This is a genomic window from Bdellovibrio sp. HAGR004 (assembly GCF_055397015.1).
Genome location: NZ_AP029176.1, coordinates 113498 through 134806 on the forward strand (window position 1 = coordinate 113498; position 21309 = coordinate 134806).

Below are 21309 nucleotides of genomic sequence, written 5' to 3' on the forward strand. Positions count from 1 at the left end.
GGAGTATTATAATGAAAAAAACTATCTTAACAATGGCTACATTGCTTATGGCAACAAGTGCCTTTGCGACTCAATATGAATGCGGAGTAATGGAAAGACAATATACTGGTGCGAATAAAATCACTGGTGAAAAAGATTCTGCAACTGAAAAACAATGCGGTTCTGCTATTCTTGATACTGAAAAAGAATTTTCTGCCTTTTTTAACTGTGGGCAAGGCATTAGTTTAAGCCTCATTAAGTCAGATATGTCGTTTGTTCTAACGAATAGGACGAATCAGGCTGGCAATGAAGCAACTTACTTTCAATTATCAGTTTTAGAGTCTGGCAGTCCACAAAACTGGCAACACCGTAGACCAGTAAACAACACTGTTATTGAAGCAAAAAGCGGACTTTCTTCAGATTTCGTAATGGTGCTGGGTTTAGATAAAGGTGGATTAGTTCATGAGAAAAGCATTAGTTATTATGCTGTCTGCTCAAAAAAGTAATTCAAAATCCTGATTCAATCAAATCAAGGATACTTTCACTTTAAAAACCATGCCACTCCAAAAGAGTGGCATTTGTTTTTCCGTTCAGTTTAGTATTTTTCATTTGTGATTTGATTTTTTCTTTTAGTGATTGGTGTTCTTCAAAGTTCTATGTGTCCAATCCCACGTAGTTTGACCGGTTTCAAGGGGGGCAAATCCCACGTAAGTGGACCGGCTTTGGGGGAAGTAAATCCCACCTAATTTGACCGGGCAATTGCTTACGTTTTCAGCACATTTTCTCCATCTGATCCCATGCGCTAAGCTGCTGGTTTAACAACCAGACTACAGCAAGGAATACGCATGCGGAAACTCAGAAAAAAGGACTTGGAGAAAATCACAGTGGACCGAAAAATCGTCGAAGGCCTTCGCGAAGGACACTCACTCACCGCACTGACTAAATCAACTGGTAAAGGCAAAGGTTACGTCATAAAAATCCGCGACCAGGCGATAGAGCATGGCTATGTAGCCGTCGCAAACCCAGAGAAGAAAATCTACTGCAAAACCTCAAAAGAAATCCCACCTTACCCAGAGGCGCTGTTTCCGCTGCGCGATGGTCGCAGCGAGAAGGCCATTGAAACGGATGCCATCTTAGATCCCAAGCGCGAATGGATCAAGGAGCGCATTGAACTTGGCTGGAGTCCGCAAAGTATTTTTGAAGAGCTTCCGCTCTCTGTCCCGCGATCTAACTTCTACCGCTACATTCACCGCCACAAACTTATGCGATCCGCACCTGCGCGCAATGTGATGGAGCTTGTTCACTCACCGGGGGAATGTCTGCAGGTGGACTGGGGAAAGCTCTTTGACGTCGTCGATCCTGTCACAAAAAAGAAAAAAACAATTTGGATTTTCGTTGGCGTTCTTGGGCATTCTCGTTACGAGATGGCCCGAGTTGTAGAGAAACTCGACTTTGAAACAACTGCCGAAGTTTTAATAAGCATGTTTGAGGAACTTGGCGGAGTCCCTCGTAAAGTGACTTCTGATAATCCCAAAGTCTTTGTTCATGAGGCATCAAAGCACGAGCCGACGTTGAACCCGGCCTTTGAAAGACTGGCCTCGCACTACGGGTTCGTTGTCGAGGCATTGCCGCCTTATTCTCCAGAGAAAAAAGGCAAAGTGGAGCGAATGGTTCCAATGAAGCGTCGCCTTTTTGAATCCTACGATAAGTCCCAATATTCACTGAGCGGCGCACAGTCACACATGAATAAAAAGATGAGTATCGCCAATGAGAGAAAGCACGGGACTCACCTACAAAAACCTTTGGATGTGTTTCTTAACGATGAAGCCTCGTTGTTAAAGCCTCTTCCTTTATTACGCTACGAAGTGGAAACCATCACTCGCTCAACAGTGAGGTCTGATGGTTATGTTCGCTTTGCAAACAAGTACTACCGAGTAGACACAAGACTCAAAGGCGAAATAGCTTTGGTGATTGGTAATTCAGTTCAAGTAAGTATCTACTGCAACGGTCGACTGTTAGAAGTTTACGAGCGCATCCAAGATAAATTCACAAGTAAAGCCTGTAAAGATCATTACAAGGAGTCTTGGGAGAAGACTCTTCAAGATCATGGTCACTATCTGAAGCAAGCAAAAATTATCGGCGTCAATGTTGAGCGCTTTGTAGGAATTATTTTGGCTCGAGGCGAAGGTTTTGTTGATACACGCAGCGTATGGGGTCTTCTGACGCTGAACAAGAAGTACAGCAATGCCGACATCGACAAGGCCTGCCTTTCAGCGCTGGAGTTATCACAGGTAAATTTAAAAACAGTTCATCAACTATTGAATATTATGGCAAAGCCAAAACCCAAAGCTCCTCGTCATGAGGAGGTTTTATCCGCGCAGACGGTGGGAGGTAAGTTTGCGCGCGACATGAGTGAGTATAAAAACCATTTACGTCTGGTTCATAGCAACCAGGCCCACTGAAAGGAAAGACAGTTATGACAATAGATGTGATACGCGATCAGTTAAAGCAGTTACGAATGCCCGCGGCATCCGCAGAGATCGAGGGTTTAGTTCAAAAAGGAAAACGCAGCCAGGATCTTAAGTGGCTCAGTGAGCTTCTATCCACGGAATTAGATGCAAGGGCAGATAACGCCGTAGAAAAAAGGATTAAGAAAGCGGAGTTCCCAGAGCGAAGAAGCTTTGAGCAGTTCAATTGGGATTTCAATAAAAAACTCCCGCGCGAAAAAATCGAGGATCTGAAAGATTTAAAGTTTATCGAGAACAACGAAATTGCATTGTTTTTGGGAAGTCCCGGCACGGGCAAGAGTCATCTTGCGATTGCTCTTGGGATGAGCGCTGCGCAGGCTGGTCACAGTGTTTTTTGTACGAGTGTAAAAAGACTTGGGACAAAGATCCGTAAAGCGCGCGAGAACAATAAGCTCGATGTTTTATTCAAACAAATTCTAACATCAAAGCTATGGATCTTGGATGACTGGGGCGTCGTAACAATGCCACGAGACGTGAGTGAGGAGATCTTCGATTTATTTGATCGACGCAAGCACAATTCGGCTATGATCTTAACCAGCAACCGCGACGTTGAAGAATGGCCACAAGTTTTTACCGATCCGATCCTGGCAAGTGCTGCCATCGACAGGATGTTCGAGAATGCCCATATTTGCATTTTTGAAGGCCCCAGTCACCGCATGAAGGGACGAATAACTTTCAACGATATTGACAGCGAGTAGAAAGACCAATAAACCCTCAAAAATCAGGTGGTCAAAGTATCTGAAACGAACCCGGTCAAACTAAGTGAAACGGAACATTCTATGAAAGAACAACCAACCACAAAGGGAGTCAGGTTATGAATTGGGATTTTTTAATCAATAAACTTTCAGAAACTTCTTGGCATATTGCCCTTTTACTTACTGTGTCTGCCACAATTAGGCTTTTAATTTCTCAGTGGTTTTTGGTGAAACTTGCCCAAGTTAAAACTTCAAAAATAATTGTTCGCAACAATGAAAAGACCGCCTCGTTTCACAAACCAGAGGACGGTGAAAATGTAATCCAGATTTTTAAGAATGCGGACGACATTGAGCCTGATTTTTTTGATAAGTCCTCTTAATTGAGGGCTTAAACTCTGAACCAAATCTTTTTTACTAATTCCGCCACTTGTTCATTGTGTCCCATAGCCGAGACCATTTGATTTACAATTTCTTCGGGCTTTGCCAGTGGGTCATTGTCAATCCACTCTATGAGTTTATTCAGTCTATCAGATACACCAGACGGGTTTGCTTTACACAAACCCTACCTGAAAACTGTGAATGATTCTTGCTTAATACTCCTTATGAGAGATTAAACCGACTTATATTGGTTTAAAGGCAGTAAATGACTGCCTCAAATTGGTATATGTCAAAAACTTAAACACAAAGGAGTATTATAATGAAAAAAACTATCTTAACAATGGCTACATTGCTTATGGCAACAAGTGCCTTTGCGACTCAATATGAATGCGGAGTAATGGAAAGACAATATACTGGTGCGAATAAAATCACTGGTGAAAAAGATTCTGCAACTGAAAAACAATGCGGTTCTGCTATTCTTGATACTGAAAAAGAATTTTCTGCCTTTTTTAACTGTGGGCAAGGCATTAGTTTAAGCCTCATTAAGTCAGATATGTCGTTTGTTCTAACGAATAGGACGAATCAGGCTGGCAATGAAGCAACTTACTTTCAATTATCAGTTTTAGAGTCTGGCAGTCCACAAAACTGGCAACACCGTAGACCAGTAAACAACACTGTTATTGAAGCAAAAAGCGGACTTTCTTCAGATTTCGTAATGGTGCTGGGTTTAGATAAAGGTGGATTAGTTCATGAGAAAAGCATTAGTTATTATGCTGTCTGCTCAAAAAAGTAATTCAAAATCCTGATTCAATCAAATCAAGGATACTTTCACTTTAAAAACCATGCCACTCCAAAAGAGTGGCATTTGTTTTTCCGTTCAGTTTAGTATTTTTCATTTGTGATTTGATTTTTTCTTTTAGTGATTGGTGTTCTTCAAAGTTCTATGAAAGAACAACCAACCACAAAGGGAGTCAGGTTATGAATTGGGATTTTTTAATCAATAAACTTTCAGAAACTTCTTGGCATATTGCCCTTTTACTTACTGTGTCTGCCACAATTAGGCTTTTAATTTCTCAGTGGTTTTTGGTGAAACTTGCCCAAGTTAAAACTTCAAAAATAATTGTTCGCAACAATGAAAAGACCGCCTCGTTTCACAAACCAGAGGACGGTGAAAATGTAATCCAGATTTTTAAGAATGCGGACGACATTGAGCCTGATTTTTTTGATAAGTCCTCTTAATTGAGGGCTTAAACTCTGAACCAAATCTTTTTTACTAATTCCGCCACTTGTTCATTGTGTCCCATAGCCGAGACCATTTGATTTACAATTTCTTCGGGCTTTGCCAGTGGGTCATTGTCAATCCACTCTATGAGTTTATTCAGTCTATCAGATACACCAGACGGGTTTGCTTTACACAAACCCTACCTGAAAACTGTGAATGATTCTTGCTTAATACTCCTTATGAGAGATTAAACCGACTTATATTGGTTTAAAGGCAGTAAATGACTGCCTCAAATTGGTATATGTCAAAAACTTAAACACAAAGGAGTATTATAATGAAAAAAACTATCTTAACAATGGCTACATTGCTTATGGCAACAAGTGCCTTTGCGACTCAATATGAATGCGGAGTAATGGAAAGACAATATACTGGTGCGAATAAAATCACTGGTGAAAAAGATTCTGCAACTGAAAAACAATGCGGTTCTGCTATTCTTGATACTGAAAAAGAATTTTCTGCCTTTTTTAACTGTGGGCAAGGCATTAGTTTAAGCCTCATTAAGTCAGATATGTCGTTTGTTCTAACGAATAGGACGAATCAGGCTGGCAATGAAGCAACTTACTTTCAATTATCAGTTTTAGAGTCTGGCAGTCCACAAAACTGGCAACACCGTAGACCAGTAAACAACACTGTTATTGAAGCAAAAAGCGGACTTTCTTCAGATTTCGTAATGGTGCTGGGTTTAGATAAAGGTGGATTAGTTCATGAGAAAAGCATTAGTTATTATGCTGTCTGCTCAAAAAAGTAATTCAAAATCCTGATTCAATCAAATCAAGGATACTTTCACTTTAAAAACCATGCCACTCCAAAAGAGTGGCATTTGTTTTTCCGTTCAGTTTAGTATTTTTCATTTGTGATTTGATTTTTTCTTTTAGTGATTGGTGTTCTTCAAAGTTCTATGAAAGAACAACCAACCACAAAGGGAGTCAGGTTATGAATTGGGATTTTTTAATCAATAAACTTTCAGAAACTTCTTGGCATATTGCCCTTTTACTTACTGTGTCTGCCACAATTAGGCTTTTAATTTCTCAGTGGTTTTTGGTGAAACTTGCCCAAGTTAAAACTTCAAAAATAATTGTTCGCAACAATGAAAAGACCGCCTCGTTTCACAAACCAGAGGACGGTGAAAATGTAATCCAGATTTTTAAGAATGCGGACGACATTGAGCCTGATTTTTTTGATAAGTCCTCTTAATTGAGGGCTTAAACTCTGAACCAAATCTTTTTTACTAATTCCGCCACTTGTTCATTGTGTCCCATAGCCGAGACCATTTGATTTACAATTTCTTCGGGCTTTGCCAGTGGGTCATTGTCAATCCACTCTATGAGTTTATTCAGTCTATCAGATACACCAGACGGGTTTGCTTTACACAAACCCTACCTGAAAACTGTGAATGATTCTTGCTTAATACTCCTTATGAGAGATTAAACCGACTTATATTGGTTTAAAGGCAGTAAATGACTGCCTCAAATTGGTATATGTCAAAAACTTAAACACAAAGGAGTATTATAATGAAAAAAACTATCTTAACAATGGCTACATTGCTTATGGCAACAAGTGCCTTTGCGACTCAATATGAATGCGGAGTAATGGAAAGACAATATACTGGTGCGAATAAAATCACTGGTGAAAAAGATTCTGCAACTGAAAAACAATGCGGTTCTGCTATTCTTGATACTGAAAAAGAATTTTCTGCCTTTTTTAACTGTGGGCAAGGCATTAGTTTAAGCCTCATTAAGTCAGATATGTCGTTTGTTCTAACGAATAGGACGAATCAGGCTGGCAATGAAGCAACTTACTTTCAATTATCAGTTTTAGAGTCTGGCAGTCCACAAAACTGGCAACACCGTAGACCAGTAAACAACACTGTTATTGAAGCAAAAAGCGGACTTTCTTCAGATTTCGTAATGGTGCTGGGTTTAGATAAAGGTGGATTAGTTCATGAGAAAAGCATTAGTTATTATGCTGTCTGCTCAAAAAAGTAATTCAAAATCCTGATTCAATCAAATCAAGGATACTTTCACTTTAAAAACCATGCCACTCCAAAAGAGTGGCATTTGTTTTTCCGTTCAGTTTAGTATTTTTCATTTGTGATTTGATTTTTTCTTTTAGTGATTGGTGTTCTTCAAAGTTCTATGAAAGAACAACCAACCACAAAGGGAGTCAGGTTATGAATTGGGATTTTTTAATCAATAAACTTTCAGAAACTTCTTGGCATATTGCCCTTTTACTTACTGTGTCTGCCACAATTAGGCTTTTAATTTCTCAGTGGTTTTTGGTGAAACTTGCCCAAGTTAAAACTTCAAAAATAATTGTTCGCAACAATGAAAAGACCGCCTCGTTTCACAAACCAGAGGACGGTGAAAATGTAATCCAGATTTTTAAGAATGCGGACGACATTGAGCCTGATTTTTTTGATAAGTCCTCTTAATTGAGGGCTTAAACTCTGAACCAAATCTTTTTTACTAATTCCGCCACTTGTTCATTGTGTCCCATAGCCGAGACCATTTGATTTACAATTTCTTCGGGCTTTGCCAGTGGGTCATTGTCAATCCACTCTATGAGTTTATTCAGTCTATCAGATACACCAGACGGGTTTGCTTTACATAAGCCAACCCGAAGCCCATTTTGATTGAAAGTTTCTAATGAACTTTCAATCAAAGGGCTTGTTTGGATTAGTTCATTTTCAATAATATCAACTTTTCTTCTTTTATTCCACTTTTTAAGAATATCCACCAAGTCAATTTCCTGATTCAAAAAATGAGGTTGAAACTGATTTAAAAATTGAGTGTCCGATATTTGTAATTCAGTTCTAACGAGTGGCACATTGGGATATTTGTTAAAAAATATATTTTTTTCGTCCTCACTATATTCTGAAGTGATTTGAGCCAGTTTGTCATATCTTCTTAATTTCCAACGAATCTTGTCCTTTATTGTTTCGCCTAAAATCTTATATTCTCCCTCTGTTTTGACCGCATAGATTAAATGAAAAAATGAGGTTAGACTACTAAATGACTTATTGACCTCCATTAGATTCAAGACCTCATTTGAAACTTTTGTTTTCTGAATATCCATTCTACTGATTGAGTGGGTAATTGTCGTATCAATTCGCTTTTCAATTTTTTCAAGACGGTTTAGTTTTTCAGATATTTTCTTAATAAGTGTTCCAGCACTAACCAAGTTGTTTTCTAAAAAATACTTTCCCTGAAATTGAACCTGAAGAAATCTTTTGTTTATATTCACAAATAAAAAATTATTAGTTTGGTAAGCGGTGGCGAAATCACCCATTTTGACCGCTTGGTGTTTTTCACCAATGGCAACAAGGGCTTCGTTTATAATTTGTCTCTGTTGCTCCCTTTGAATTGAATAAGAATAATGAAAATTATAACTCAACCAATCACAAAGTAGTTTGTTAGTTAAAAATAGAGAACTCATTTTTGAGTCCCCTTTGGCTTATATAAATATGATTTAAAAACAAAGCATTCACGATTGCTTTGGGTGGCAAATATCAACTTTCCATTGGTGAGGTCTCTTCGTTGGGCAATTCCAATTGGAATACCATACAAATCAGCAGAGGCTTGGTTGGTAATTCTGCCAGATATAACATTTCCTATTTTACCCAAATCTAATTTGGCTTCATTTTTTATATTTTCGTCTTGGGTGTTGATTAAAAGAAAAAGTTTAAACTTACGACCCAATGATAAAAAATAGTTTATATTTTCAACAATAGTTTCTTTTATTTTCTCTCTTGGCTTTTTTACCTCATAACCGTGAACCATTAAATCTTTAATTGCTTCGTCCAATATAATCCAAGTTCTACAATTTTCTTCATTAACGATTTTGGTTTTGAGTTCATTTGTCAGGTTTAAGAGTCTTTCAAGGTCAGAATCTTTGTTTGGATTCAAAAGTTCAATACCTTGATTTTTAAAATCAGAAAAATCAGAAATCTTGGTGCTTACAATAACCACATTAAAAGCATTTGAAACTTGTTGAGTTAAGATTTTGGCAATGTTGGATTTTCCAATCCCCATTGTTCCTATAAGACGAAGATTTGAAAAATTATCATTTAAATCCATTTCAACAATTTTTCTTTCACCAGAAACACCAAACTTTATTTTCATTGGTTCAATATCTTTTTCTTTGAGGTGTATCAGGTTTGGAAAAGCCTCAAAGACAAATCTAATTTCACGATTTGATTTTTTGAATTGGTGGGCAATCACATACCTATTAAACTTATTAAAAAGGTAAGGGTAAAATCTTTCAGGACTATCAAAAACAAATTGAGCAGGTCTGACTTGGACATAGCGACCAAATAAATCAACCGAGACCTTGGCTTTTTCTTCGGGTGAAGAAAATCTTTTTTCAATATCAGAGTTGATTTTATTTCTGACCCAAGAAATTATTTTTAGAATAATCAATGAGGTAATGAAAGCAATAATCCATTTATATTTTATTAAGAGGGTGGAAATCATATTTATTCCCCCTCTTTCTTTTCAGTAGATTTTAGTTTTTCTTTTTCAAAATATGAATTGGCTCTGTTGATTAAATCTAAAAGCAATCCACAATTGATATTGATTTTTTGTTCACCATTTTTTATTGAGTAGTAATCTCCAAATGGTCCTTTGTTTTTAAAGACTGACCATTTATTTTTTACTTTAGCCTTTGTCTTTTGTTCCTGTTTTTTATCTTTCATAAAACCTCCATAGGTTATTTGTTTTCAGTGGCGAAATGCTCACCTATGGAGTTAAATGGATTTTTAAAAATCTAAATCAGGCTAAAACCTTATATTTAATAAAAAAATCTACAAAAAAATGATTCGGTCTCAATTTAATACAATCAAGTCCCATATATTTGATTTGAATATATTGAAAAATGCCCACTTTTTGGACAACCAGACTTTGGTTTGGTATACTATTTGAGTAGGCATTTAAATTGAAATGGAGAAAACCCCTACATAAAAATGTAGTCGCTTTCAAAGAAAGCGGTGCGGGTGAAAAGACTGCTTAAAATCGCAACCTCCCATTTGTGAAAAACGAATGAGGAGGTTTTTTTATTTCTAAAATCTAAATCCCCAAACAACTGAACACCAACCAATTTTGTCTGAAATAGGCAAAACAAAGGCTTGATTTTTTTTAATCATATCGCTACTTTAGTGCCTTAACGGGTTGGTGGTTTTAATCCCTCCTTCTGAGCCATTATCCTCAATAATTTCAATAACTTACATGTGTTTTTGTAGGGGATTGAATGTCGGGGATGTAGGGGTTCAGAGCTTTAGTCATCTCTCCTTTCTACCGAAAGGAAGTCAGATGAAGAAAAAAATCAAAAAGAAGAAGTTTCAGCAAACAGCCAAAGCACCAATTGAGAGTGCTGGCTCTTACTATGCTCGTAAGAGCGGTAAGAATTGGTATTTGATGATTGAAACGTATCTTGATGGAAAAAGAAGTCAGCGACCAGTTGATCAAGCTCGCTATCACGATTTGGGATTTTCCAAAACGATGACTCTTGAACAAGCTAGAGCAAGAGTGAGAGAAGTAAATAAATTAGATCGTCAAAAAAAATCAGAATATCGAGCAAAAATCTTTTCTGCGAAGCGAGCCGAGTGGCAAAAGAGCATCGACAAAATTTATTTTCCACCTGAAATTTTAGAGAGCTTCCTTCAAGACATTAAAGACACACCCAAAATAAAAACGAAGTATCTGAATCGCCTGGTCCGATGTTTTGAGGTCGTTACCGAAATGATTCCCAAGCATGTCCAAGCTCAACCGCATCAGTACAATTCGAGTATCAAAAAAATCGTCAATTACTTTTGCAAACAAAAATACTCCATCAGCTATTCGAGTGACATCATTATGGTGATGAATATGTGGGCGAAGCACTATGCCAAGCACAAGGGTGTCTATGCTGACCTAATCGAGAAAATGGCCCCTGCTTATCGAGAGGCAATCAAAGATGCCCATGATACAAAGGAAGAATCAATACGAAAAAGAGCCTTACCGATCACTCGTGACGAAATTGAAAACATGCGTTCTCAAATCAGTAAATTGAATCACGAGGAAATGAGCTACTGCCGATGGGTTGTCGCCAGTTGGCTTTTTGGCTTGCGTCCTTCTGAACTTGATCGGTTTGTTCTTGGCGACCAAGGGGAAGACCGAGTGTTACTTGAAAATGGCGTCAAATGTATCAATGTAAAGCAAACAAAGACGGTGAATAAAAGCGGCTTTCGACATGGATATAAGAAGATACCTATCCTGAGTAAGGAGCAGGAGGATGCACTTGAGGAAATTTTAACCAAACCAACTCGACGACCTCATCCTGACTGGATGGATAAAAAACTGAGAATAAAAGACAAAAAGTACCGTCCACAAGGGCACAAGTTCGATTGTTATTCTGGCAGAAAAGGCTTCATCGACCTAATGCTGAGTCCTGAATACAATCAGAAGTTAGAAAACATTAGCGTATACCTTGGACATAGCTCTGTGACGACTTCCTACGTTCACTACAAAGATAAGGAAAATCTGCACTACACACCAACGCCGTTCACCGAAGGACGAAAAACTCCTAAGCTGGTTGGGTGAGGGTGAGAGATTGTATTTCTCAAATCAAGCAGACTTAGAAATAGCTTCCTTTTTCGCCATCTCAAACTCAGCCTCAGATAAGAGGCCGCTGTCTTTCATTTTTTTAAGCTTAATAATTTTAGATTCTAGGTCTGGCGCTTCGGTTTCTCTTTTTAGAAATGTAAATGTCTGACCTTTTAAAGCAAAATATCCAATAAAAAGGAGACACGGAATAGCTCCGATGAATCCAAATAACCCACCAATCAATGGAAAAGACGTTCCGATGACCACAGCCTTTATCGGGTCACGACGAACTCCCAACCAGACAAGAAATGCGGCAATTCCAGTTGGTATGCCAGCAATTAAAAATCCATCCACAAACATATTTGCAAAATTATTCATTGAAACCCCAGCAATCTCTAAAAAATGTAAACTTTAAAAATATCCACATGCGGCCTTGGAATCATCTCGCTTGAGAAAATTTGCGATCCAACGCACGGGTGTTTCGCATTTCGTTTTATCCAAACCAGGATTCGATTCGACGACGAAATGATTAACCACGCATCGGCAAATGGAGTTGATTTTATCTGAGTCGGATTTTCCAGCAAAACTATCATAATACTGCATTCCCGCCATCTGACAATTTTGAAGGAAGTTTGCCTGAATCCTAGATGCGGTACACGATCCGTTTTGCGCAAACGCTGTTGATGTTGATACCAATAGAAATGCGGTGAGAGTTTTACTGAAACGCATTTCCAACCTCACTGAGCTTCACGCACGAAAATCCTGGAACGAGAGCCATTGTCATATCTGAGTTCGTGAATGCCGGATCTTTGAACGTGTAGTAGCTTGGCGGGGAATAATTTTGAAGCGTCCATGTCTTGAATGGATTGCCGCTCGTGTCGTACCAATTATGCGTGTAGTAGATTCGTGGACCAGTCGCCGGTTGACCTTCTGGCACTCGAACTTCAAAGAAGGCACTGCGGCCCATATATGTTGGACTTGCGAGATTGACCTGGCAAGAACCGACAACTCTTCCAGGGGTGGCGACGTACTGCCCTTGCCAATAATAAAACGGCGCTGGAAGTCCGCTGTCATCAGGGTATGCAAGCAAGGATACTACGCATTTGCTTCCAAGTAAAAAGTCCGTGCGAAACAGACTGTAGCGAACATATTGAGGAAAATAGACGCTTATACATGTGCTGAAGCAATAGCTGCCGTCACTCGTACAAGCCATGATGATATTTTCTGACCCATCGACAGGACTGCCATCAAGGTCACGGAAAATAAGTCCGCTGGATGGATGAGCAACCGCTGAATCAATAGAAGAGGCTGGGGCTTTGGGTTGAGTTATTGAATCGCCTGTCGTCGATCCAGACGAGTCGCTTGATTTATCAAGACAGCCAACCAATAGGGCCATAGGCCCAATTAGGAAAACGAATTTTAATAAACGCATTCAGACTCCTTTCGGAAATCTTTTTCAGTGAACACCCTTGATCACTTACATTGACTAGCATTCCACTCCTTGCCAGACGTTTTTTTGTACTCAGCGACTTTCTCTGCCAAAATCTTAGATTGCATTTCGATCAAATGACCTGCGCCGTACAGCCGACCTTGATCAACGACTCCACTGTGTTTGGCAGCGGCTTTTTCATCTGCAATAGTTTTCTTGGCAATTTGAATCATATTGTTTGCAGAACAAGCCTGACCGAGTGGACTGTTTAAGTATGCCTCGTGCTTTCTATTCTGCTCTTCAAGTTGAATGGCTTTCTGATTCGCTTCAAATTCCGCCTTTGCTAGTTCGGCCTTGTCTTTCAAGTTTTGAGCTTGTCTTTCCTTTTCTCGAACTGCATCCTCAGATTTATATTTTTCCTCAGCAGCGTCGAATTTCGCCGTCAAATTTTTCTCATTAAGAGGAACTGTCTTGGGATACCGTCTTGAAAATTCGTCAAGCCAAATGCTGAGATGATTTTTCTCGCCATTCATGCTCGTACATTTGTTAATTTCTGTTCGATTTTTGTTTTTGAGTCCTATATCGCAGTTCTTTAGTGTGTTGATGATTCGAGAAACGTTTGCGGAAACTTTTGAAGTCTCAAAATATGTGAACTCGCCATTGTCATCTTCTACAGTTATGTAATTCCCAAGACCTGACAAGGCGGCATGTGCGGCTGCTTCATCTCGATTCTCAACTGCCTGTTGGACTCGTGGCCATACTTCTTTAGTCTGTGCGTTCTGCTTTTGCGATGATGCACTGTCCAATCCCACGTAGTTTGACCGGTTTCAAGGGGGGCAAATCCCACGTAAGTGGACCGGCTTTGGGGGAAGTAAATCCCACCTAATTTGACCGGGCAATTGCTTACGTTTTCAGCACATTTTCTCCATCTGATCCCATGCGCTAAGCTGCTGGTTTAACAACCAGACTACAGCAAGGAATACGCATGCGGAAACTCAGAAAAAAGGACTTGGAGAAAATCACAGTGGACCGAAAAATCGTCGAAGGCCTTCGCGAAGGACACTCACTCACCGCACTGACTAAATCAACTGGTAAAGGCAAAGGTTACGTCATAAAAATCCGCGACCAGGCGATAGAGCATGGCTATGTAGCCGTCGCAAACCCAGAGAAGAAAATCTACTGCAAAACCTCAAAAGAAATCCCACCTTACCCAGAGGCGCTGTTTCCGCTGCGCGATGGTCGCAGCGAGAAGGCCATTGAAACGGATGCCATCTTAGATCCCAAGCGCGAATGGATCAAGGAGCGCATTGAACTTGGCTGGAGTCCGCAAAGTATTTTTGAAGAGCTTCCGCTCTCTGTCCCGCGATCTAACTTCTACCGCTACATTCACCGCCACAAACTTATGCGATCCGCACCTGCGCGCAATGTGATGGAGCTTGTTCACTCACCGGGGGAATGTCTGCAGGTGGACTGGGGAAAGCTCTTTGACGTCGTCGATCCTGTCACAAAAAAGAAAAAAACAATTTGGATTTTCGTTGGCGTTCTTGGGCATTCTCGTTACGAGATGGCCCGAGTTGTAGAGAAACTCGACTTTGAAACAACTGCCGAAGTTTTAATAAGCATGTTTGAGGAACTTGGCGGAGTCCCTCGTAAAGTGACTTCTGATAATCCCAAAGTCTTTGTTCATGAGGCATCAAAGCACGAGCCGACGTTGAACCCGGCCTTTGAAAGACTGGCCTCGCACTACGGGTTCGTTGTCGAGGCATTGCCGCCTTATTCTCCAGAGAAAAAAGGCAAAGTGGAGCGAATGGTTCCAATGAAGCGTCGCCTTTTTGAATCCTACGATAAGTCCCAATATTCACTGAGCGGCGCACAGTCACACATGAATAAAAAGATGAGTATCGCCAATGAGAGAAAGCACGGGACTCACCTACAAAAACCTTTGGATGTGTTTCTTAACGATGAAGCCTCGTTGTTAAAGCCTCTTCCTTTATTACGCTACGAAGTGGAAACCATCACTCGCTCAACAGTGAGGTCTGATGGTTATGTTCGCTTTGCAAACAAGTACTACCGAGTAGACACAAGACTCAAAGGCGAAATAGCTTTGGTGATTGGTAATTCAGTTCAAGTAAGTATCTACTGCAACGGTCGACTGTTAGAAGTTTACGAGCGCATCCAAGATAAATTCACAAGTAAAGCCTGTAAAGATCATTACAAGGAGTCTTGGGAGAAGACTCTTCAAGATCATGGTCACTATCTGAAGCAAGCAAAAATTATCGGCGTCAATGTTGAGCGCTTTGTAGGAATTATTTTGGCTCGAGGCGAAGGTTTTGTTGATACACGCAGCGTATGGGGTCTTCTGACGCTGAACAAGAAGTACAGCAATGCCGACATCGACAAGGCCTGCCTTTCAGCGCTGGAGTTATCACAGGTAAATTTAAAAACAGTTCATCAACTATTGAATATTATGGCAAAGCCAAAACCCAAAGCTCCTCGTCATGAGGAGGTTTTATCCGCGCAGACGGTGGGAGGTAAGTTTGCGCGCGACATGAGTGAGTATAAAAACCATTTACGTCTGGTTCATAGCAACCAGGCCCACTGAAAGGAAAGACAGTTATGACAATAGATGTGATACGCGATCAGTTAAAGCAGTTACGAATGCCCGCGGCATCCGCAGAGATCGAGGGTTTAGTTCAAAAAGGAAAACGCAGCCAGGATCTTAAGTGGCTCAGTGAGCTTCTATCCACGGAATTAGATGCAAGGGCAGATAACGCCGTAGAAAAAAGGATTAAGAAAGCGGAGTTCCCAGAGCGAAGAAGCTTTGAGCAGTTCAATTGGGATTTCAATAAAAAACTCCCGCGCGAAAAAATCGAGGATCTGAAAGATTTAAAGTTTATCGAGAACAACGAAATTGCATTGTTTTTGGGAAGTCCCGGCACGGGCAAGAGTCATCTTGCGATTGCTCTTGGGATGAGCGCTGCGCAGGCTGGTCACAGTGTTTTTTGTACGAGTGTAAAAAGACTTGGGACAAAGATCCGTAAAGCGCGCGAGAACAATAAGCTCGATGTTTTATTCAAACAAATTCTAACATCAAAGCTATGGATCTTGGATGACTGGGGCGTCGTAACAATGCCACGAGACGTGAGTGAGGAGATCTTCGATTTATTTGATCGACGCAAGCACAATTCGGCTATGATCTTAACCAGCAACCGCGACGTTGAAGAATGGCCACAAGTTTTTACCGATCCGATCCTGGCAAGTGCTGCCATCGACAGGATGTTCGAGAATGCCCATATTTGCATTTTTGAAGGCCCCAGTCACCGCATGAAGGGACGAATAACTTTCAACGATATTGACAGCGAGTAGAAAGACCAATAAACCCTCAAAAATCAGGTGGTCAAAGTATCTGAAACGAACCCGGTCAAACTAAGTGAAACGGAACAGATGCACAGGAGGCGAGAAATGCAATTGATAAAATGAGGATTAGATACCTGATCATTTTTTCCTCACTCGTCTCAATCGGACCTCAAAAATTCCAGAAATCCATTGATCTCCAAGCAAGGCATCCAGTTCCGTGATCTTCTCCTGAGTTTCGTCCTTTCCTTCGCCAAAGCAAAGATGATCAACGGTCGTCTGCAATACTTCAGCGACTTTGCGGACGTGGGTTATGTTTTTTGGCTCAACGTCCGCAAGCCATGTACTGATCACTTGTTTGGAAACGCCCGACCGTCGGCTTAGCTCCGCTGCCGATATATCTCGTAACTCCATATAAAGCTTTAACTGTTCCTTTATTCGCATCCTTTATCTTTTCGGCGGCATTTTTTTTGACTGCCATGAAAGTCAAATGACCGCTAAATAAATCAAATGAACGAATCAGTTTGTGGTCATCAAATTGACCGCCAGTCCTAAGTCGATACGTTCGTGTGTCTCATTCATTATGACATTTATTGACATTATGCGATACACAAAGTAGAGTATTTTTGTAGAGTATATATAACTTGATCTTGGCGTCTCAATGTTAGAAACTGGAGGAATGAACAAGAAGATCAAGAAAACAAAACTGGAAAAGGATGCCTTAGACGAGAATAAGCCAAATGTTCCGTCAATGAGCTTTCGCTTTGGCGAAGAAACCATGGATAAGCTGGGAATGTTGAGTGTTCATCTTGGACGGTCAATGGCAGCGACGGTTAAGGATTTGATCCACGCACAGTTTTCAGCGCAGTTCGATGGCAATAAGGCAGCGGTTAGCGAAGCAGCAAAGAAGTGGGCAGTAAAGAAAGCAAAGAGGTCCAAGGGCAGACCCAAGAAAAAGGAGCCGACTGAGGCTCCGTAAAGGGAGTTTTATGTCGCTCAAAATTTATCGTGGCTCTGAACTTCAATACAGTCAGACACAAAGCCGCTGGCTCCTTCAATCTCTATTGCCAGCTTCAAGCTGCGTCTTTCTGATTGCTGAACCCAAAGTTGGAAAAAGTTTTTGTGCTCTTTCAATGGGACTTGCGGTTGCCTCTGGTAAGTCCTGCTTTGGAAACGTGATGACGATGGAGACCGGCTCCGTTGTTCACCTCGCCGCCGAGGATGCGGCCTGTATCGTTGGCGAGCGATTGAGCGGCATCGCTAGGGCCATGAATTGCTCCGATAAGGATTTAGCCAACATCCACATTGTAGATCGCTCCAATGACGTTTTCCTCGACGACGCTGAATCTTTTGAACAGTTCAGATGTGCGATGCTCGAAATCCGCCCGAAGCTAGTGACCTTGGACCCTTTTGCCCAACTTTTGTCTCGAACCCATGAATCCAGCGCAAAACAAATGACCGAAGTCCTTCGTCGGGTTCGTAAACTTCAAATGGAACTCGATTGCACCGTTCTCATTTGCCATCACACGAAAAAACAGTCCTCTGACGGCAGCATAAATTCAAAATCGAGGGGTAGCTCACACATTAGCTCTTTCTGGGATGGGGTGCTACTCGCCGAGAAATCTTTTAACGGCATCACCCGCATCAGATCCGAATGGAAAGGCTTTCCGCTACAGCCAGAACAATATGTGCGCTTGGAAAACTTGAACGGTGGTTTTGCACCGATGGCTGTGGGTTTGGAGAAAGTGGTATGAGTAATTACTTGATCATTTTTGTCCCCTTTTATTCTTGGACAACAAAAAAATTTTTATCCCACCGGATAGAACCGTCGTTGACCCTCAACCTGCAGCAGCGACTTCCCCCAGGGAAGGTGCCATGCGCTGCTTAACCTACAGCCGTGTTTCGGCAATTGACCAGTGCCTGGATATTCAGCTTGAGACGCTGGAAAAATTCTGCGCATCAAAAAATTTGACCGTGGTGGCGACCCTTTCCGAGAAAGTTTCAGGAGCATCGGCATCTGCCAGACCGGAATTTCAAAAACTTCTCGACATGGCGATAAGAGGAGAAATTGATTGCGTGGTCGTTTTCAAAATCGACCGCTTTGCTAGATCACTCGTCGATTGCGTAAACTCAATTAAAACCCTGAATGATCACGGCGTTAGATTCATTTCCGTTCAGGACAATCTGGACACCTCGAACGATTCACCGACCGGAAGGCTTTTATTGCATCTTTTAGCGGTATTCGCAGACCTGGAGCTTCAAACAATCAGAACCCGATGTCGAATAGGACGTGAAGCTGCTTTGAAGAGAGGGGTACAGTTTGGGCGCAAGAAACAATTCAATGATTCGCTGATCTTCACCCTTCGTGAACAAGGTCTGTCAATGCGAGAGATCGCCAAACGAGTCGGATGCTCTAAAGCCAACGTCCACAAAGTCCTCTCTGAAAAGTCGGCCAAAAATTCGTCCATAAATACTGATTCCACTGGAGGTCCAAATGCGTCCAACAAAGTCTAACTTGGTAAACGCCAAAGCAGAGGATTTATGGCAGACGGCGGTGGACATTATACGGCGCAGTCCTGAACCGATGGCCGCACTAGAATTTGAGACTGCTGCCGGTTTGGTGCTCACCATGCTTGACCTTCCATCAGACGAGCAATCAATTGCCATTGCGTACTTTGCGGCGGTGGAAGGTGAAAACCTTGAATGGTTTCTGGATCGACTACATTTTCAAAAATCCAAATGCCCCTAAGTTCAGTTGCGTCAAACCTCCTGGGAGGTGTCTGGCCTCTTTCAGTTTTCTGTCCGGTCAGCTAATTTTGAGAGTCTCCAACTCGCCCGTATAGGCACGAGAATTAGCTGTAGTGACTTCCCTGCTACGCCTATATCGAGATACCCTTGTGATTTTCCTTCCAAGGAAAGGGCGGACAGCATCGTTGCCGTGCGAGTAGTATTATAAGTGTTGGAAATTGCTCGCTTCGAGTTTTACACGTTTTCTTGCTGAAGCTTCAAAATCCGTTCAAGCTCCGCCTTGCGCTTCGCCAGATAGGTGTTGTACTTGCGTGGCCAAGTCCGCAAATAAAAATTTTCGACGATAAAATCGAGCAATTGATTCGTGGGTTTTCCAAGAGCTTCAGACATTCTGTCGAGCGACTCTTTGGTTTGCACATCAATCGTAGTGGTAAATTTGATTTTCTTTGCCATATTGGTTTCACCTTGACTGCCATAGATTTGTGACAATCTGCATACGGCTCTATTGTATCACCGGACTCGTTTCGTTTTCACTTTTTGCACAAAATCCTCTGCTCGATCAACCTGGCGAAACAGATCAACTTCGTCAAAAGCACAACCGTCTGGTCCCCCTGCGCTCAACCTGTTCTTCTTGGTCAAAGCAGCAATGACATCCTTCTTGTGCCAGCCGTTCTTAAACAGAATCATGGCATCGCTATGAAGATCGTTATGTCGCTTGCCTTTCATGTAAAGCGTCTCCAAAACAGATTGAACGTCGTTTCTTCCACCAGGACGACTTTGCAAAGCTTCTCGGCCATAATCAGTCAGTGAATACTCTGTGGATTTAGAAAATTTAGGATTGGAGCGCCACTTAGGTCCTTCCGACATTTCAATGATTGGCTTTGAAGATAGCGAATTGATGAAGCCAAGGGCACGGTGAAACGGCGGATATGGCCGCTTCTTGCCTCGTATCGCTCTCAAGATGCCTTTCTTTGGAAACGTGATTTCATTGGGACGATGCCGAAACTGATGGATGTGCCGAAACAGAACCGTCACATTGTGCGCATCCGTTGCTGACAGACTTTCAATTGAGTCCCAGCCAATGACTTCATCAAACTTTTCTTCCCAACCCCTGTCGATTTCCTCTATCGGATTATAAGGCTGGGCTTTGGCCAAAGCCGATTGCTCGATCATCAGCGGCGATTGCTCGTCTGTCACGCTATCCGCCGTCACATACACTGCACACAACTCATCTAGTGTATATTTCGGGCTTTTCAGCGCATCTTCAAAGGTTCGACTTCCGACACAATAAAGACACTGCCTCAAACCGTCATCTTTGGATTTGAAATTAAAAGTGCCTGGAAGCCGCCAGGGGCGATTGATTCCTATTGCCCCATGATCACCGTCAATAAGATCAACCAGAGCAACCTGAACATCTTTAGCCAACTTCTGTCTGGCTCGATCTTCAGATGTTAATTGTTGACCAAATTGCTCAGCTTTTATGGACCAATGAAAATGAAAACTAAGATGACTTCCAGTCGCAATCACAATGTCTGGCTTCAGTGGAAGCTTTTCGATATTGGCGACGATTCGATCAACGATGTCTTGATCACTCAAATGCGGAAATCGCCTCTTCAAATCTCGCCCATCAACGTCAACGCTGATAAATGACATCAACTCCAACTGGGTTTTTGAACCAGTTGAAGAAAACCAATCCCAATACTTACTTCCGTTTGGAAGATACTTTGGCCCAGTTCGGCGCCTGTTTAAAAGCAGGTACACGTTTGATTTCAGATTGAAGCCTTTTAGCTCAACAGCAAGTGCAGCACGCTCATTATCAGAAAGTCGTTTCGTTGTGGAGATGTCTTCGTTGTACTTGCAAAGGGTATTCAATTTGATGGGTTTAAAACTTTGCTTATCCCATAGTATTTTAGTCAACAATCCAACACGAACTGTTTTACGAGCCTGTCGCCATTTGTTGCCGACGATTTGGATTTCACTAGGTTCGATTGGAATGTGAATAGCGGTGTTTCGACGAAATGCCTTTCTGAACCGCATCCGCCCATAGGATTTAAGATCAGGCACTTGACGATGTGAAATGACGGCCTTGGCTTCAGGAGAAGCCTTGACCTCTCTGATCCATTGCCAGATAAGACTTGATAAATGCTCACTTAACTTGCTTCTGTCGATAAGAGCCGCTTTTAACTCGTGATTGCCAACATATCTGAAGTCGTACTGCTTAAATTTCTTTACCGGAATGCAGATTGATTGAAATGAGTTTGTTGTTTCGCTCCCAACAAAAGAGGGAGAAAGAAAAAACGGGAGTATGAGTGGACCCTGATTCAAAGTAGCCTCCTAA

General features: G+C 41.4%; 26 protein-coding genes. 17 read left to right on the forward strand and 9 right to left on the reverse strand.

The features are described 5' to 3' along the window. Positions 1-11 precede the first annotated feature (11 nt). The 10 genes from ACZ5ZV_RS00595 to ACZ5ZV_RS00640 all read left to right on the forward strand — a co-directional run bounded on the left by ACZ5ZV_RS00595 (position 12) and on the right by ACZ5ZV_RS00640 (position 7293). Complete coding sequence (locus ACZ5ZV_RS00595) at positions 12-485, forward strand: hypothetical protein (RefSeq protein ID WP_464119297.1); 474 nt, start codon at positions 12-14, stop codon at positions 483-485. A gap of 339 nt (positions 486-824) precedes the next feature. Beyond that, entirely contained in the window at positions 825-2441 is a 1617-nt protein-coding gene (gene istA, locus ACZ5ZV_RS00600) for an IS21 family transposase (protein ID WP_464117241.1), read from the forward strand. Between the two features lie 14 nt (positions 2442-2455). Further along, entirely contained in the window at positions 2456-3205 is a 750-nt protein-coding gene (gene istB, locus ACZ5ZV_RS00605; protein WP_464117240.1) for an IS21-like element helper ATPase IstB, read from the forward strand. 116 nt (positions 3206-3321) lie between these two features. Further along, positions 3322-3582 (forward strand): hypothetical protein, encoded by a 261-nt coding sequence (locus ACZ5ZV_RS00610; RefSeq protein WP_464119299.1) that lies wholly within the window; start codon positions 3322-3324, stop codon positions 3580-3582. 317 nt (positions 3583-3899) lie between these two features. Continuing rightward, a complete protein-coding gene (locus tag ACZ5ZV_RS00615) occupies positions 3900-4373 on the forward strand; it encodes a hypothetical protein (protein ID WP_464119297.1) in 474 nt (157 codons plus the stop codon). Positions 4374-4558: 185 nt separating this feature from the next. Continuing rightward, positions 4559-4819, forward strand: a complete 261-nt coding sequence (locus ACZ5ZV_RS00620; RefSeq protein ID WP_464119299.1) for a hypothetical protein — start codon at positions 4559-4561, stop codon at positions 4817-4819. A 317-nt stretch (positions 4820-5136) separates the two neighbouring features. Further along, entirely contained in the window at positions 5137-5610 is a 474-nt protein-coding gene (locus tag ACZ5ZV_RS00625) for a hypothetical protein (RefSeq protein ID WP_464119297.1), read from the forward strand. A 185-nt stretch (positions 5611-5795) separates the two neighbouring features. Further along, positions 5796-6056 (forward strand): hypothetical protein, encoded by a 261-nt coding sequence (locus tag ACZ5ZV_RS00630; protein WP_464119299.1) that lies wholly within the window; start codon positions 5796-5798, stop codon positions 6054-6056. A gap of 317 nt (positions 6057-6373) precedes the next feature. Continuing rightward, a complete protein-coding gene (locus tag ACZ5ZV_RS00635; RefSeq protein ID WP_464119297.1) occupies positions 6374-6847 on the forward strand; it encodes a hypothetical protein in 474 nt (157 codons plus the stop codon). Between the two features lie 185 nt (positions 6848-7032). Continuing rightward, positions 7033-7293, forward strand: coding sequence for a hypothetical protein (locus tag ACZ5ZV_RS00640; protein ID WP_464119299.1), 261 nt, complete (start codon positions 7033-7035; stop codon positions 7291-7293). Positions 7294-7301: 8 nt separating this feature from the next. Here ACZ5ZV_RS00640 and ACZ5ZV_RS00645 read toward each other — a convergent pair whose 3' ends face one another. From ACZ5ZV_RS00645 to ACZ5ZV_RS00655, 3 genes are read right to left on the reverse strand one after another with little or no spacing between them, the layout of a single operon-like run. Continuing rightward, positions 7302-8297, reverse strand: coding sequence for a hypothetical protein (locus tag ACZ5ZV_RS00645; protein WP_464119301.1), 996 nt, complete (start codon positions 8295-8297; stop codon positions 7302-7304). Next, positions 8294-9334, reverse strand: a complete 1041-nt coding sequence (locus ACZ5ZV_RS00650) for a hypothetical protein (protein WP_464119303.1) — start codon at positions 9332-9334, stop codon at positions 8294-8296. The genes ACZ5ZV_RS00645 and ACZ5ZV_RS00650 overlap by 4 nt, the downstream gene beginning before the upstream one ends. Before the next feature lie 2 nt (positions 9335-9336). After that, on the reverse strand, positions 9337-9555 hold the full coding sequence (locus ACZ5ZV_RS00655; protein WP_464119305.1) for a hypothetical protein: 219 nt from the start codon (positions 9553-9555) through the stop codon (positions 9337-9339). 613 nt (positions 9556-10168) lie between these two features. Between ACZ5ZV_RS00655 and ACZ5ZV_RS00660 the strand changes: the two genes are divergently transcribed. Next, on the forward strand, positions 10169-11437 hold the full coding sequence (locus tag ACZ5ZV_RS00660) for a hypothetical protein (RefSeq protein WP_464119307.1): 1269 nt from the start codon (positions 10169-10171) through the stop codon (positions 11435-11437). A gap of 24 nt (positions 11438-11461) precedes the next feature. Here the strand turns inward: ACZ5ZV_RS00660 and ACZ5ZV_RS00665 are convergent, their stop codons facing one another. From ACZ5ZV_RS00665 to ACZ5ZV_RS00675, 3 genes are all read right to left on the reverse strand, one after another. Then, positions 11462-11818 (reverse strand): SHOCT domain-containing protein, encoded by a 357-nt coding sequence (locus ACZ5ZV_RS00665; RefSeq protein ID WP_464119309.1) that lies wholly within the window; start codon positions 11816-11818, stop codon positions 11462-11464. A gap of 337 nt (positions 11819-12155) precedes the next feature. Then, positions 12156-12872 carry a hypothetical protein gene (locus tag ACZ5ZV_RS00670; protein ID WP_464119311.1) on the reverse strand — a complete coding sequence of 239 codons (717 nt, stop codon included), beginning with the start codon at positions 12870-12872 and terminating at the stop codon, positions 12156-12158. A 41-nt stretch (positions 12873-12913) separates the two neighbouring features. Then, complete coding sequence (locus ACZ5ZV_RS00675; protein ID WP_464119313.1) at positions 12914-13675, reverse strand: hypothetical protein; 762 nt, start codon at positions 13673-13675, stop codon at positions 12914-12916. Positions 13676-13854: 179 nt separating this feature from the next. Here ACZ5ZV_RS00675 and istA (ACZ5ZV_RS00680) point away from each other — a divergent pair, with 179 nt between their 5' ends. Continuing rightward, positions 13855-15471, forward strand: coding sequence for an IS21 family transposase (gene istA / locus ACZ5ZV_RS00680; protein WP_464117241.1), 1617 nt, complete (start codon positions 13855-13857; stop codon positions 15469-15471). Positions 15472-15485: 14 nt separating this feature from the next. Then, on the forward strand, positions 15486-16235 hold the full coding sequence (gene istB, locus ACZ5ZV_RS00685) for an IS21-like element helper ATPase IstB (protein ID WP_464117240.1): 750 nt from the start codon (positions 15486-15488) through the stop codon (positions 16233-16235). Positions 16236-16364: 129 nt separating this feature from the next. Here istB (ACZ5ZV_RS00685) and ACZ5ZV_RS00690 read toward each other — a convergent pair whose 3' ends face one another. Further along, entirely contained in the window at positions 16365-16667 is a 303-nt protein-coding gene (locus ACZ5ZV_RS00690) for a helix-turn-helix transcriptional regulator (protein WP_464119315.1), read from the reverse strand. Positions 16668-16902: 235 nt separating this feature from the next. On the opposite strand from ACZ5ZV_RS00690, the gene ACZ5ZV_RS00695 reads away from it, so the two are divergent. From ACZ5ZV_RS00695 to ACZ5ZV_RS00710, 4 genes are all read left to right on the forward strand, one after another. Beyond that, positions 16903-17202 (forward strand): hypothetical protein, encoded by a 300-nt coding sequence (locus tag ACZ5ZV_RS00695; RefSeq protein WP_464119317.1) that lies wholly within the window; start codon positions 16903-16905, stop codon positions 17200-17202. A gap of 10 nt (positions 17203-17212) precedes the next feature. Beyond that, positions 17213-17977, forward strand: a complete 765-nt coding sequence (locus ACZ5ZV_RS00700; RefSeq protein ID WP_464119319.1) for an AAA family ATPase — start codon at positions 17213-17215, stop codon at positions 17975-17977. A gap of 121 nt (positions 17978-18098) precedes the next feature. Further along, on the forward strand, positions 18099-18737 hold the full coding sequence (locus ACZ5ZV_RS00705) for a recombinase family protein (RefSeq protein ID WP_464119321.1): 639 nt from the start codon (positions 18099-18101) through the stop codon (positions 18735-18737). Further along, positions 18718-18972: a hypothetical protein gene (locus ACZ5ZV_RS00710; protein WP_464119322.1), complete on the forward strand. Its 255-nt coding sequence runs from the start codon at positions 18718-18720 to the stop codon at positions 18970-18972. Before ACZ5ZV_RS00705 ends, ACZ5ZV_RS00710 begins: the two co-directional genes overlap by 20 nt. Before the next feature lie 233 nt (positions 18973-19205). On the opposite strand, the gene ACZ5ZV_RS00715 is transcribed toward ACZ5ZV_RS00710, so the two are convergent. Continuing rightward, the gene (locus ACZ5ZV_RS00715) at positions 19206-19424 is read right to left on the reverse strand and encodes a hypothetical protein (protein WP_464119324.1); all 219 of its coding nucleotides are present in this window, start codon (positions 19422-19424) and stop codon (positions 19206-19208) included. A gap of 57 nt (positions 19425-19481) precedes the next feature. After that, a complete protein-coding gene (locus tag ACZ5ZV_RS00720; protein ID WP_464119326.1) occupies positions 19482-21296 on the reverse strand; it encodes a hypothetical protein in 1815 nt (604 codons plus the stop codon). Positions 21297-21309: the final 13 nt, after the last annotated feature.